This window comes from Mycobacterium shinjukuense (assembly GCF_010730055.1).
Taxonomy (GTDB): Bacteria; Actinomycetota; Actinomycetes; order Mycobacteriales; family Mycobacteriaceae; genus Mycobacterium; species Mycobacterium shinjukuense.
In genome coordinates this window covers 250,742-264,086 of sequence record NZ_AP022575.1, presented here as the reverse complement: position 1 = coordinate 264,086, position 13,345 = coordinate 250,742, and the positions used below count along the sequence as shown (strand labels likewise).

12 protein-coding genes are annotated in these 13,345 nt (G+C 67.6%); 8 read left to right on the top strand and 4 right to left on the bottom strand.

Annotation, left to right across the window (positions count from 1 at the left end; translation table 11 throughout):
* Positions 1-139: 139 nt before the first annotated feature.
* The 8 genes from G6N20_RS01160 (at position 140) to G6N20_RS01125 (ending at position 10,730) form a co-directional block, all read left to right on the top strand.
* Complete coding sequence (locus G6N20_RS01160) at positions 140-925, top strand: response regulator transcription factor (RefSeq protein WP_083047128.1); 786 nt, start codon at positions 140-142, stop codon at positions 923-925.
* 7 nt (positions 926-932) lie between these two features.
* Positions 933-2,447 carry a sensor histidine kinase gene (locus G6N20_RS01155; protein WP_083047126.1) on the top strand — a complete coding sequence of 505 codons (1,515 nt, stop codon included), beginning with the start codon at positions 933-935 and terminating at the stop codon, positions 2,445-2,447.
* 190 nt (positions 2,448-2,637) lie between these two features.
* Positions 2,638-2,727, top strand: a complete 90-nt coding sequence (locus G6N20_RS20855; RefSeq protein WP_142271963.1) for a potassium-transporting ATPase subunit F — start codon at positions 2,638-2,640, stop codon at positions 2,725-2,727.
* Positions 2,727-4,397: a potassium-transporting ATPase subunit KdpA gene (gene kdpA / locus G6N20_RS01145; protein WP_083047122.1), complete on the top strand. Its 1,671-nt coding sequence runs from the start codon at positions 2,727-2,729 to the stop codon at positions 4,395-4,397. Before G6N20_RS20855 ends, kdpA begins: the two co-directional genes overlap by 1 nt.
* Before the next feature lie 4 nt (positions 4,398-4,401).
* Entirely contained in the window at positions 4,402-6,534 is a 2,133-nt protein-coding gene (kdpB, locus tag G6N20_RS01140; protein WP_083047120.1) for a potassium-transporting ATPase subunit KdpB, read from the top strand.
* Positions 6,535-6,536: 2 nt separating this feature from the next.
* Positions 6,537-7,469 (top strand): potassium-transporting ATPase subunit C, encoded by a 933-nt coding sequence (locus G6N20_RS01135; RefSeq protein WP_083047118.1) that lies wholly within the window; start codon positions 6,537-6,539, stop codon positions 7,467-7,469.
* 7 nt (positions 7,470-7,476) lie between these two features.
* Positions 7,477-10,053: a sensor histidine kinase gene (locus tag G6N20_RS01130; protein WP_083047116.1), complete on the top strand. Its 2,577-nt coding sequence runs from the start codon at positions 7,477-7,479 to the stop codon at positions 10,051-10,053.
* Complete coding sequence (locus G6N20_RS01125; protein WP_083047114.1) at positions 10,050-10,730, top strand: response regulator; 681 nt, start codon at positions 10,050-10,052, stop codon at positions 10,728-10,730. The genes G6N20_RS01130 and G6N20_RS01125 overlap by 4 nt, the downstream gene beginning before the upstream one ends.
* A gap of 117 nt (positions 10,731-10,847) precedes the next feature.
* Here the strand turns inward: G6N20_RS01125 and G6N20_RS01120 are convergent, their stop codons facing one another.
* The 4 genes from G6N20_RS01120 to G6N20_RS01105 all read right to left on the bottom strand — a co-directional run bounded on the left by G6N20_RS01120 (position 10,848) and on the right by G6N20_RS01105 (position 13,340).
* Positions 10,848-11,150, bottom strand: coding sequence for a hypothetical protein (locus G6N20_RS01120; protein ID WP_083047112.1), 303 nt, complete (start codon positions 11,148-11,150; stop codon positions 10,848-10,850).
* 102 nt (positions 11,151-11,252) lie between these two features.
* Positions 11,253-12,212, bottom strand: a complete 960-nt coding sequence (locus tag G6N20_RS01115; protein WP_142271969.1) for a Ppx/GppA phosphatase family protein — start codon at positions 12,210-12,212, stop codon at positions 11,253-11,255.
* The gene (locus tag G6N20_RS01110) at positions 12,203-12,694 is read right to left on the bottom strand and encodes a DUF501 domain-containing protein (RefSeq protein ID WP_083047108.1); all 492 of its coding nucleotides are present in this window, start codon (positions 12,692-12,694) and stop codon (positions 12,203-12,205) included. The genes G6N20_RS01115 and G6N20_RS01110 overlap by 10 nt, the downstream gene beginning before the upstream one ends.
* Positions 12,687-13,340: an FtsB family cell division protein gene (locus tag G6N20_RS01105; RefSeq protein ID WP_083047106.1), complete on the bottom strand. Its 654-nt coding sequence runs from the start codon at positions 13,338-13,340 to the stop codon at positions 12,687-12,689. Before G6N20_RS01105 ends, G6N20_RS01110 begins: the two co-directional genes overlap by 8 nt.
* Positions 13,341-13,345 lie beyond the last annotated feature (5 nt).

Genomic DNA, 13,345 nt, shown 5'->3' with positions numbered 1-13,345 from the left:
CACAGCGAAATTGCGTGGCCGCCGGACGCATCTCAGCCGCCTGGTCGGCGTCGGACGCGAGCTGGCCGACCACCGTCACATGTGAGAACTCTATGAGCACCGTGACAACTACATGTGTGCTTGAAAACAATGTAGAAATATGGGCGCTGTGTCGGGATTCGCCTCGGGACACGCGCGCAGTCAACGCCCGCGCCAAGCCATCCTGGGGCAGTTGCCCCGAATCAATCGCGCCGATGGCTCACCGATCCGGGTGTTGCTGGTCGACGACGAACCCGCGCTGACCAATCTGGTCAAGATGGCGCTGCACTACGAGGGCTGGGACGTCGAAATCGCCCACAACGGGCGGGAGGCCATCGCCAAGTTCGACAAGATCGGCCCCGACGTGCTGGTCCTGGACATCATGCTGCCCGACGTGGACGGGCTGCAGATCCTGCGGCGGGTGCGGGAATCCGACTCCTACACGCCCACGCTGTTCCTCACCGCCCGTGATTCGGTGATGGACCGGGTCACCGGTCTGACCGCGGGCGCCGACGACTACATGACCAAACCGTTCAGCCTGGAGGAGCTGGTCGCCCGGCTGCGGGGGTTGCTGCGCCGCTCCAGCCATCTGGCCCCGCCCGCCGACGAGTCCCTCAAAGTCGGCGACCTCAAGCTCGACGCGGCCAGCCGCGAAGTCTCCCGCGGCGGCACACCGATATCGCTGTCGGCCACCGAGTTCGAACTGCTTCGCTTCCTCATGCGCAATCCGCGCCGCGCGCTGAGCCGCACCGAAATCCTCGACCGGGTATGGAACTACGACTTCGCCGGCCGCACGAGCATCGTCGACCTGTACATTTCTTACCTAAGGAAGAAAATCGACGCTGACAGGGAGCCGATGATCCACACCGTCCGCGGGATTGGATACATGCTCCGACCACCGGAATGAGCCTGCCGTGACGGGGATCCGCACTGGTCCCCGCTGGTTGCCCCGGTCGTTACGCCAACGATTGCTGCTGGGCGTATTGGCCGTCGTGACCGTGGTGCTGGTGGCCGTCGGCGCGGTCTCCGTGCTGAGCCTGCGCGGCTACGTCACCGCGATGAACGACGCGGAAGTCGCCGAATCCATGCATGCGTTCAGTCACGCATACGCCAGATACCAAAACGGCGAACATACTTCGACACACACCGGCACACCACCAATATCCCAAGCGCTGCTGGAGTTCACCGGGCAGACGCCGGGAAACCTGATCGCGGTGCTGAGCGACGGCGTGGTGATCGCCTCGGCGGTCTTCTCCGAGGACGAACCACGACCCGCGCCGCCGGATGTCATCCGCGCCATCGAGGCGCAACGCTGGGCCGACGGGCACCCACGCGTCGAAAAGCTGGGCAGCTTGGGTTCCTACCAGGTCGACAGCCGCATGGTCGGGCCCGACCGGTTGGTCGTCGCGGTTTCGCTCAGCGCCACCGAGGCGATCATCGCCCGAAAAAACCTCACCACCACGGCGCTGGTCGCGACCGCGCTGGTGATCACGGCCGCGCTCACGGTGTGGGTGGTGGGCTATGCCCTTCGCCCGCTGCGTCGGGTCGCCGCCACCGCCGCCGAGGTCGCCGCGATGCCGCTCGCCGGCGACGACCACCAGATCGGTGTGCGCGTCCGGCCCGAGGATACCGACCCGGGCAACGAGGTCGGCATCGTCGGGCACACCCTGAATCGGTTGCTCGACAACGTGGACAGCGCGCTGGCGCATCGCGTCGAATCCGACCTGCGGATGCGGCAATTCATCACCGACGCCAGCCACGAGCTGCGAACTCCGCTCGCGGCCATCCAGGGCTATGCCGAGCTGACCCGGCAGGACAGCTCGGACCTGCCGCCGACCACCGAATACGCGCTGGCCCGCATCGAGTCCGAAGCACGGCGGATGGCGTCGTTGGTCGACGAGCTGCTGCTGCTTTCGCGGCTGGGCGAAGGCGAGGATCTGCAGACCGAAGACCTCGACCTGACCGACCTGGTGAGCAATGCGGTCAACGACGCGGCGGTGGCGGCGCCGACCCATCGGTGGGTCAACGAGCTGCCCGACGAGCCGGTGTGGGTCAACGGGGATCACGCCCGGCTGCACCAACTGGTCAGCAACCTGCTCACCAACGCCTGCGTGCATACGCCGCCGGACGTCACGGTGACCACCGGGATCACCTGCCACCGCTTCGGCCCCGACGGGGCATACGCCGAATTGACGGTCACCGACGACGGACCCGACATCGACCCGGCCGTGCTCCCCCATCTGTTCGAGCGGTTCGTCCGGGCGGATAAGTCCCGGTCCAACGGGTCGGGCCACGGATTGGGCCTGGCCATCGTCAACTCGATCGTCAAGGCACATCATGGCTCGGTGGCCGCCGAGTCCGGCGATGGCCGCACGGTTTTTCGCGTCCGACTGCCGATGATCGACCCGCCGGACGCGCGTACCGGCTAACCCACGGGCGTTAAAAAACCGTTAAGGGTGCTCGCGTCGGGTTTGGGCCACGCTTAGCCTCTTTCTGGCGCTCCCACGGAGGGCTGGTTGGATGGTGCGCGTGAACGGAGCCGGGAATGTCGGTGGTGGTTTACCTGGCGCTGACGGTGGCGATCTTTGCCACGCTGGGCGCTTTGCTGAAGTTGGGATTATGAGTGCCGCCAACGCGATCGGTCTGACGCTGGCCATCCTCATCGCGCTGTTGCTGGTCGCGGCCCTGCTGCATCCGGAAAAGTTCTGATGAGCGACAGCACGGCGGGTCTGCTGTGTCTGACGCTGTTGGCTGCGGCGCTGGTGACCGTCCACGTGCCGCTGGGCGACTACATGTTCCGGGTCTACAGCTGCGAAAAACACTGGCGCGCAGAGCGGTTCGTCTACCGCCTGATCGGCGCCAACCCGGCGTCCGAACAGACCTGGGCCAGCTATGCCCGCAGCGTGCTGGCGTTTTCGGCGGTCAGCGTCATCGTCCTGTTCGTGCTGCAGCTGATCCAAGACAAGCTGCCGCTGCACCTGCACGACCCGGCGACGGTCATGACGCCCGCGCTGGCCTGGAACACCGCGGTCAGCTTCGTCACCAACACCAACTGGCAGGCCTATTCCGGGGAATCGACCCAGGGTCAGCTGGTGCAGATGGCGGGTTTGGCGGTGCAGAACTTCGTGTCCGCCGCGGTCGGCATGGCCGTTGCCGTTGCCCTGGTCCGCGGGTTTGCCCGCAGCCGCACCGGCGAACTCGGCAACTTCTGGGTGGACCTGGTCCGCGGCACCCTGCGCATCCTGCTGCCGATCGCCGTGCTGGGCGCGATCGCGCTGATCCTCGGTGGCGCGATCCAGAACTTCCACCTCAACGACCAAGTCGTCAGCACGTTGGCCGGTGCCCGGCAGAGCATTCCCGGCGGTCCGGTCGCCAGCCAGGAGGCGATCAAGGAGCTCGGCACCAACGGCGGGGGCTTCTACAACGCCAACTCCGCGCATCCGTTCGAGAACCCCACCGCCTGGACCAACTGGGTCGAAATCTTCCTGCTGCTGGTCATCGGTTGCTCGCTGCCCCGCACCTTCGGCCGCATGGTGGGCTGCAAGCGGCAGGGCTATGCGATCGCGGCGATCGTCGCCGTCATGGCGGCCCTCAGCGTCGGCGCGATGATGCTGTTCCAGGTGCAGCACCACGGCACCGTTCCCACCGCCGTGGGTGCGGCCACCGAAGGGGTGGAGCAGCGGTTCGGGGTGGCCGACTCGGCGATCTGGGCCGCGGCGACCACGCTGACGTCCACCGGCGCCGTCGACTCGATGCATGACTCCTACACCAGCCTGGGCGGCATGGTGGCGATGGTCAACATGCAACTGGGTGAGGTCGCGCCCGGCGGTGTCGGTTCGGGTCTGTACGGCATCCTGATCCTGGCCGTCATCACGGTGTTCGTCGCCGGGCTCATGGTCGGGCGGACTCCGGAATATCTCGGCAAGAAGATCACGCCGCGCGAGATGAAGCTGGCGGCAAGCTATTTCCTGGTCACCCCGCTCATTGTGTTGCTCGGTACCGCCACCGCCATGGCCCTACCCGGCGAGCGGGCCGCCATGACCAACACCGGCCCGCACGGCTTGTCCGAGGTGCTCTACGCCTTCACCTCGGCGGCCAACAACAACGGTTCCGCATTCGCCGGCCTGGCCGCCAACACCGTCTGGTACAACACCGCGTTGGGTCTGGCGATGCTCGTCGGGCGGTTCCTGCCGATGATATTGGTTCTTGCCCTGGCCGGTTCGCTGGCTCGTCAGGGCGTCACCCCCGAGTCCAGCGGCACCCTGCCCACCCATCGGCCGCAGTTCGTCGGCCTGGTGGTGGGGGTGACGGTGATTCTGGTCGCCCTCACCTTCCTGCCCGCGCTGGCGCTCGGGCCGCTCGCCGAAGGGATCCACTGAAACCGTGTCGCCGACAATCGATTCGGTCACCCGCCGGGCATCCGGCCGACGGCGTCGGCCGGGCTTGCTGGATCCGGCGTTGCTGCTGAAATCCTTGCCGGAAGCGCTGCGCAAGCTTGATCCGCGCACCCTGTGGCGCAACCCGGTGATGTTTATCGTCGAGATCGGCGCCGCCTGGTCGACGGTGCTCGCCGTGTACGACGAAACCTGGTTCAGCTGGCTCGTCGTGTTCTGGTTATGGCTGACAGTGATTTTCGCCAACCTGGCCGAGGCGGTCGCCGAAGGCCGCGGCAAGGCGCAGGCCGACTCCCTGCGCAAGTCGAAAGCCGACACCGTCGCGCACCGACTCAAGGATTGGTCACCGGGCAGCGCGGGCGTCGCCGAGGACGTCGCGGCGCCGCTGCTGCGGCAGGGCGACATTGTGGTGGTCGCCGCCGGCGAGGTCATCCCCGGTGACGGCGAGGTCGTGGAAGGCATTGCCTCCGTGGACGAATCGGCCATCACCGGGGAATCGGCGCCGGTGATCCGGGAATCCGGCGGCGATCGCTCGTCGGTGACCGGCGGCACCACCGTGCTGTCGGATCGCATCGTGATCAGGATCACCCAGGGGCCCGGCGAAAGCTTCGTGGACCGGATGATCGCGCTCGTCGAGGGCGCGAATCGGCAGAAGACGCCCAACGAGATAGCACTGAACATCCTGCTCGCGGCGCTGACCCTGATCTTCGTGTTTGCGGTGGCCACGCTGCAGCCGCTGGCGATCTACGCCAAGGCCAACAACCCCGGTGTGCCGGACACCCAGGCCCTCACCGGGCAGGGCATCAGCGGCATCGTGCTGGTTGCGCTGCTGGTGTGCCTGATTCCCACCACCATCGGCGCGCTGCTGTCGGCGATCGGCATCGCCGGCATGGACCGGCTGGTCCAACGCAACGTGCTGGCCATGTCGGGCCGCGCGGTGGAGGCGGCGGGTGACGTCAACACCCTGCTGCTGGACAAGACCGGAACGATCACACTCGGCAATCGGGAAGCATCGGAATTCATTCCGGTCAACGGCATCACCGCCGAGGCGCTGGCCGACGCCGCGCAGCTGTCCAGCCTGGCCGACGAGACCCCGGAGGGGCGCTCCATCGTCGTCTACGCCAAACAGGCCTACGGACTGCGGGCCCGCACGCCCGGAGAACTTGCGCACGCGTCCTGGGTGGAATTCACCGCGGTGACCCGGATGTCGGGTGTGGATCTGGATGGACGACAGCTGCGCAAGGGAGCGGCCAGCTCGGTTGCCGACTGGGTACGCGCCCACGGCGGCACCGTTTCGGCCGAACTCGGCCGGATTGTCGACGGCATCTCCGCCGCGGGCGGCACCCCGCTGGTGGTCGGTCAAGTCAGTGCCGGACAGGCGCGCGTGCTGGGCGTCATCCACCTCAAGGACGTGGTGAAGCAGGGCATGCGCGCCCGGTTCGACGCGATGCGTCTGATGGGCATCCGGACGGTGATGATCACCGGCGACAATCCGTTGACCGCCAAGGCAATCGCGGACGAGGCTGGGGTCGACGACTTCCTCGCCGAGGCCACGCCCGAGGACAAGCTCAAGCTGATCCGGCGCGAGCAGGAGGGCGGCCGGCTGGTCGCGATGACCGGCGACGGCACCAACGACGCCCCGGCGCTGGCACAGGCCGACGTGGGGGTGGCGATGAACACCGGCACCGCCGCGGCCAAAGAGGCCGGCAACATGGTGGACCTGGACTCCGACCCCACCAAGCTCATCGAGATCGTGGAAATCGGCAAGCAGCTGTTGATCACTCGCGGCGCGTTGACCACGTTCTCCATCGCCAACGACATCGCCAAGTATTTCGCGATCATCCCGGCGATGTTCGTGACCCTGTTTCCCGGCCTGGACCTGCTCAACGTCATGCGGCTGCACAGCCCGGAGTCGGCGATTTTGTCGGCGGTGATCTTCAACGCCGTCATCATCGTCGCCCTGATTCCGCTGGCGCTGCGCGGTGTTCGGTACACGCCGAGCCGGGCGTCCAAGCTGCTCGGCCGCAACCTCTACCGGTACGGACTGGGCGGGCTGATCGCCCCCTTCCTGGGGATCAAGCTCATCGACCTGGTCGTTCAACTACTGCCCGGGATCTCCTGAAGATGAACATGGCCAACATCGTTCGCCAACACTGGGCCGCGCTGCGCGCGCTGCTGGTGTTCACCGTGATCCTCGGCTTCGGCTATCCGCTGCTGATTTGGCTGGTCACATTGATTCCCGGGATTCCCGGGCTGCGCGACAAGGCGGATGGCTCGATCATCATGGCCAACGGCAAGGCGGTCGGCAGCGCGTTGATCGGCCAGCTGTTCACCGACGCGGCCGGCGACCCGCTGCCGCAGTACTTCCAGCCCCGGCCATCGGCGGCGGGCAGCGGCTATGACCCGAGGGCCAGCGGCGGCAGCAACCTCGGGCCGGAAAGCATCGTCGACGCCCCGGCCGATCCGGCCAAGCTGGCCGCCGGCGCGAACCCGGCCGAGGCCGGGTTCCGGCCCAGCCTGCTCACGCTGGTGTGTGCGCGCAGCGCGGCGGTCGCCAGGCTGGAGGGTGTGGACGGATCACGCCCGTTTTGCACCGCGGGCGGGGTGGGGGCCGTGCTGTCGGTGATCGGCCCCCGCGATCAGCGCGGTAACGTCGTCCACCCGATCAGGGTGGTCAGCGTCAACGAGCCGTGCGCGACCACCCGCCGGCCCTTCCTGGACCGCTACGAGAGCGTACCGGTCGAATGCGCGGTGTTCGGCCAGGACTACTCCAGCGGCCAGATCGTGCCGATCCGCGGTGCCGCCCCCGACAATCCGCAGGTTCCCGCCGACGCGGTCACCGCCAGCGGCAGCGGCCTGGATCCGGCCATCTCGCTGGCCTACGCCGACATCCAAGTCGCCCGGGTGGCCAGGGCCCGCCATGTCACCCCGGATCGGATCCGTGAACTCGTACGGCACTATCGAACCGGCCGCGCCCTGGGCATCTTCGGCGAGGCGTACGTCAACGTGCTGCAACTCAACCTGGCGCTCGACCAGCGCTACCCCACCGCGAACTAGCGGGTGGATGATTGTTGACGTGAGCGTCGCCGGTTTCACAGACCAGCATCCCAGGCGCGGGGAACTGCGCATCTATCTCGGTTCGGCACCGGGTGTCGGCAAGACGTACGCGATGCTCGGAGAGGCGCACCGGCGGCTGGAACGCGGCACCGACCTGGTGGCGGGCGTGGTGGAGCCGCATGGGCGCGCGAAAACCGCTGCGCTGCTTGATGGCATCGAGATCATTCCGCCGCGCTACATCGAATATCGCGGCGTCAGCTTCCCCGAACTCGACGTGCCGGCCGTGCTGGCGCGGCACCCGAAGGTGGTGCTGGTCGACGAGCTGGCCCACACCAACACCCCGGGCAGCAAGAACCCCAAGCGATGGCAGGATGTCGAGGAACTGCTCGACGCCGGAATCACGGTGATCTCCACCGTTAACATCCAGCATCTGGAGAGCCTCAACGACGTCGTCGCCCAGATCACCGGCATCGAACAAAAGGAGACGATACCGGATTCGATTGTGCGCGAGGCGTCCCAGGTTGAGCTCATCGATATCACGCCAGAAGCGCTGCGCCGCAGGCTATCTCATGGTAACGTATACGCTCCCGACAAGGTCGATGCGGCGCTATCAAACTACTTCCGTCGCGGAAATCTTACCGCGCTAAGGGAATTGGCGTTGCTATGGCTCGCCGACCAGGTGGACACCGCGCTGGCCAAATACCGCGCCGAGAACAAGATCACCGACACCTGGGAAGCCCGCGAACGTGTCGTGGTGGCGGTCACCGGCGGTCCGGAATCCGAGACGCTGGTGCGGCGGGCATCGCGGATCGCGTCGAAATCCAGTGCCGAGCTGATGGTGGTGCACGTGCTGCGCGGTGACGGACTGGCCGGCCTGTCGGAGGCGCGGATGAGCAAGATCCGGGAGTTGGCCGGCAGCCTCGACGCCTCGCTGCACACCGTGGTCGGTGACGACGTCCCCAGCGCCCTGCTTGATTTCGCTCGCGAGATCAACGCCACCCAACTGGTGATCGGGACATCGCGCCGGTCCCGCTGGGCGCGCGTCTTCGACGAAGGCATCGGCGCGCGGGTGGTGCAAGACTCCGGCAAGATCGACGTGCATATCGTGACGCACGAGGAGTCCCAACGGGGCTTTCGAGCGGCGTCCGTCCCGCCCCGGCAGCGCCGCGTCGTCTCCTGGCTGGGCGCGCTGCTGGTCCCATCGGCGATCTGTGCGACCACCGTCAACTACCTCGACCGGCATCTCGACACCGCCGGCGAAAGCGCATTGTTCTTCGTCGGTGTGCTGGTGGTGGCGCTGCTCGGAGGTGTTGCGCCCGCGGTCCTGTCGGCGGTGCTGTCCAGCCTGTTGCTGAACTACTACCTGACCACTCCCCGGCACACGTTCACCATCGCCGAACCCGACGCCGCGGTCACCGAGGTGGTGCTGCTGCTGCTGGCGATCGCGGTCGCGGTGCTGGTCGACGGCGCGGCCAAACGAGCCCGGGACGCCCGACTGGCCGCACAGGAGGCCGAACTGCTCACCCTGTTCGCCGGCTCGGTGCTGCGCGGCGCCGATCTCGAGACACTGCTGGAACGGGTGCGGGAGACCTACTCGCAGCGCGCGGTCAGCATGCTGCGCGAACACGCCGACGATGATCACCACCGGGGCTACGTTGTCGCCGCCGTCGGCAAAGATCCTTGCACCACTGTCGATTCCGCCGACACCGCGATCGAGGTCGGTGACCAGGAGTTTCGGGAGTTTTGGATGCTGATGGCCGGCAGGAAGCTGTCTGCGCGCGACCGCCGGGTGCTGACCGCCGTGGCCACCCAGGCCGCCGGCCTGGTGCGGCAGCGCGAGCTGACCGAAGAGGCCAGCCGGACCGAGGCGATCGTGCGGGCCGACGAACTGCGGCGCTCGCTGCTGTCGGCGGTCAGCCACGACCTGCGCACCCCGCTGACCGCGGCCAAGGTCGCGGTGTCCAGCCTGCGCGCCGCCGACATCGCGTTCTCCCCCGAGGACACCGCCGAATTGCTGGCCACCATCGAGGAATCCATCGATCAGCTCACCGCGCTGGTGGGAAACCTGCTGGATTCGTCGCGGCTGGCCGCCGGGGTGGTCCGCCCGGAGTTGCACCGGGTGTACCTGGAGGAAACGGTGCAACGTGCCCTGATCAGCATCGGCAAGGGCGCCACCGGCTTTTACCGATCGGCCATCGACCGGGTGAAGGTCGACGTCGGTGATGCGGTGGTGCTGGCCGACGCCGGGCTGCTCGAACGGGTGCTGGCCAACCTGATCGACAACGCGCTGCGATATGCGCCCAATTCGATGGTCCGGGTCAACGCGGGGCGGGTGGGCGATCGCGTGCTGGTCAACGTCATCGACGAGGGCCCCGGGATCCCGCGCGGGGCCGAGGAGCTGGTGTTCGAACCCTTCCAACGGCTGGGCGATCACGACAACACCACCGGTGTCGGCCTGGGCATGTCGGTGGCGCGCGGCTTCGTCGAAGCCATGGGCGGCACCATCGCGGCCGGCGACACCCCCGGGGGCGGGCTCACCGTGGTGGTGGATCTGGCCGCGCCCGAGGAGGAGCGGCGCCAATGACCAGGGTGTTGGTGATCGACGACGAGCCGCACATCCTGCGCGCGCTGCGGATCAACCTCACCGTGCGTGGCTACGAGGTGATCACCGCCTCGACCGGTGCCGGCGCGCTGCGCGCCGCCGCCCAGCACCCGCCCGACGTGGTGATCCTCGACCTGGGCCTGCCCGACATGTCGGGCATCGACGTGTTGGGCGGTCTGCGCGGCTGGCTGAGGGCACCGGTGATCGTGTTGTCGGCACGCAGCGATTCCTCCGACAAGGTTCAGGCCCTCGACGCCGGCGCCGACGACTACGTGACGAAACCCTTTGGCATGGACGAGTTCCTGGCCAGGCTGCGGGCCGCGGTGCGCCGCACTACCGCGGTGTCCGAGCTGGACCAGCCGGTACTCGAGACCGACGCGTTCACCGTCGATCTGGCGGCCAAGAAGGTCACCAAGGGCGGTGTGGAGGTGCATCTCACCCCGACCGAATGGGGCATGCTGGAGGTGCTGGTCCGCCATCGAGGCAAACTGGTGGGCCGCGAGGAACTGCTCAAAGAGGTGTGGGGGCCGGCGTATGCCACCGAAACCCATTACCTGCGTGTGTATCTGGCGCAGCTGCGGCGCAAACTCGAAGACGACCCGTCGCATCCCAAACACCTGTTGACCGAGTCGGGCATGGGCTACCGCTTCGAGGCGTGAGTCACATTTGCCACATGCGTCCCGGCGCAGACGGGGTTCACTTTTTGCCCGCCTCACAGCGACACCCGGGCGCTTCCCGACTACCCGGCTCCCCCGTGGGCCGTCGCAGCCCGCATCTCAGCCACCCCCGGGCCGAGCCGAAGCGCGTAACGCCAGCACCCGTTGGTGGATGCGGTATTCGGTGGAGCGCGGGACATACCCCGGTCCGTATCGAGCACGACCCAACCGTCGCACCCGGCCCCGTCCGATCTCCCAACGCAGCGCATCCGACACGGCTTTGGATGCCCTACCACGGACGCAGAATCCGTGATGACACAGCGCATCGATCATTTCGGCGATGGTCGCGGGTCCGTGTTGGGCCAGGTGCATCGTCAGCACATACCGAAGCTCGATCCCGCGCAGGCACAGCGAGTGGTTCATGATCGAACCGTCGCACGCGGGTCTGACATCGACCGACGTTGTCGCTACGAGGCGGGCACAAAGTGTGTCACCTCTTCCAGGGACGCGTGTGGCGGAAGTGACTTACCGGCCCATCGACAGCACGATGCCGTCGAGGATATCGTGCTCGCTGACGGTCAGCTCGTCGATGCCGGCCCGGGTGCGCAGCTCGCGGGCCAACTCCTCGACCACGATCGCGCCGCCGCCAATCACGTCCGCCCGGCCGGCATGCATCGGGGGCAGCGCGGCCCGTTGGCTTCGTGTCATGCCGATCAGCCGCTCACACACCGCCAACAGGTCACGACCCGGTACCCGCGAAAGGTGTATGGCCGCAGAGTCATATGTCGCCATCCGGTGGGCCAGCGCGGACAGCGTGGTCATGGTCCCGGCCAGCCCGACCCAGGTGCGGGCCCGCTCGACAGGCACCACCCGCAGCGCGTCTGCCAGCTTTTCGCGGACCACCCGCCGCGCTGCCATCACTTCCTGCGGGGTCGGCGGGTCGGAGTGCAGACAGCGTTCGGTCAGCCGGACACACCCGATGTCAGCGGAGTAGCTCGCCAAGACCTCGTTCTGACCGAGCACGATCTCGGTCGAACCGCCACCCACGTCCACGACTATGAAAGGCGCACCGGCGCTGTCTAATTCAGCGACGGCTCCGCGAAACGACAGCTCGGCCTCGTCGGCGCCGGTGATCACCTCCGCAGCCGAGCCAGGAAGCACGGCGCCCAACACGTCGGCCGTCATCGCAAAGAAGACGTCGCGATTGATCACATCGCGGGCGGCTGAGGTGGCTACCATCCGCACCCGCTCGACACCGTGAAACTTCAGCAGCTCGGCGTAGTCAGCCAGGGCGACCCGGGTCCGGGCAATCGCTTCCGGCGCGAATTGACCTGTGGCGTCGACCCCTTGACCCAACCGCACGATCCGTGTCTCGCGATGCACATCGTGCAGCGTCCCGCCCGCCAACCCGCCGTTCAAGTCGGCGATCAGCAAGCGAATCGAGTTGGTGCCGCAGTCGATCGCGGCGACGCGGCTCACAGCCAGCGCCCCGGCACCAACGTCGCCGCCGTCGCCGGCTCGGCGGCCAGCAGCGCCAGGGCCTCGTCGCCCAGCGGGTTCACCCCGGGCCCCTTGGCCAGCGAGTGCGCAATCAGCGCGTGCAAACACTTGACCCGGTCGGGCATGCCTCCGGCGGAGACGGTGGTCCCCAGCGGCTCGATTGCGTCACGCTCGGCCAGATACGACTCGTGCGCCCGCCGATAGGCCGCGGCCAGCCCGGGGTCGCGGCGCAGCCGCTTGGTCATCTCGCTCATCAGTCCGGTGGTCTCCAGCCGGCTCGCGGCCGCGGTCAGCACGGGATGCGTCAGGTAGTACAACGTCGGAAACGGTGTTCCGTCAGGAAGTTTCGGCGCCGTCTTCACCACTCCGGGTTCACCGTCGGGGCATCGGTAGGCGATCTCGAGCACACCGCGCGGCTCGCGGCCGAGTTGGCGGGCCACCACGTCCAGGTCGGCACGGTCAACCACCGGGGGTCGGCGGTTTCGACGGCGCCGGACCGGGTGGTCCGATCTCTGATTCCGGCGGCGCCACCGCGGCCGGCGGCAGGTGCGGGGCGTCGGCGATGGTGTGCCACAGCGAGGTGTACCAGGCTTCGTTGCGGGCCGGCGTGGCCGCATCGGTCCCCGGCTGCGTCGACAGCGCCACCCCGGGCGGCAACTGGACCTGAAACGGTATGTCGCCGGGCTGGACGAAGCCCAGCCGCTCGCGGGCCTGCGCGGCGATATACGCCGGATCGGCCAGCTGGTCCTTGCGCCGCTGCAGCTCGGCGATTTGACGGCGCAACGCGGCTTCGGTCGCCGCCAGCTGCTGCATTTCGGTGTGCTGCGCGAAGTAGGTGCGCACCGGGCCGGCAATGGTCAGCGTCAGCACGCAAACCACCGCCGCCAGGATCGCCGCCCGCCGCGCGGTGAAACCCAACCGTTGATCGGAGCGCAGCTCGACGGCTTCGCTAAGAGACCGCTTGATGGGTTGCACGATGTGTTCGTGCAGCGCGCGCGCCGTGTTGCGGCTGGCGTGCGGGGAAGGCTTGAAACGCCGGCCCGCAACCGAGCCGCCGGCCTTACCCGGACGCGGGGCCGGGGAGCGACGTTTCGGATCGGGTTTGGCGGCCAAGCTAT

Bases quoted from the DNA above. Each gene is read 5' to 3' on its own strand.
- kdpA (WP_083047122.1), top strand. From the start codon at position 2,727: ATGAGCGACAGCACGGCGGGTCTGCTGTGTCTGACGCTGTTGGCTGCG.
- G6N20_RS01120 (WP_083047112.1), bottom strand. From the start codon at position 11,150: ATGAACCACTCGCTGTGCCTGCGCGGGATCGAGCTTCGGTATGTGCTG.
- G6N20_RS01135 (WP_083047118.1), top strand. From the start codon at position 6,537: ATGAACATGGCCAACATCGTTCGCCAACACTGGGCCGCGCTGCGCGCG.
- G6N20_RS01125 (WP_083047114.1), top strand. From the start codon at position 10,050: ATGACCAGGGTGTTGGTGATCGACGACGAGCCGCACATCCTGCGCGCG.
- G6N20_RS01130 (WP_083047116.1), top strand. From the start codon at position 7,477: ATGATTGTTGACGTGAGCGTCGCCGGTTTCACAGACCAGCATCCCAGG.
- G6N20_RS01160 (WP_083047128.1), top strand. From the start codon at position 140: ATGGGCGCTGTGTCGGGATTCGCCTCGGGACACGCGCGCAGTCAACGC.
- G6N20_RS20855 (WP_142271963.1), top strand. From the start codon at position 2,638: ATGAGTGCCGCCAACGCGATCGGTCTGACGCTGGCCATCCTCATCGCG.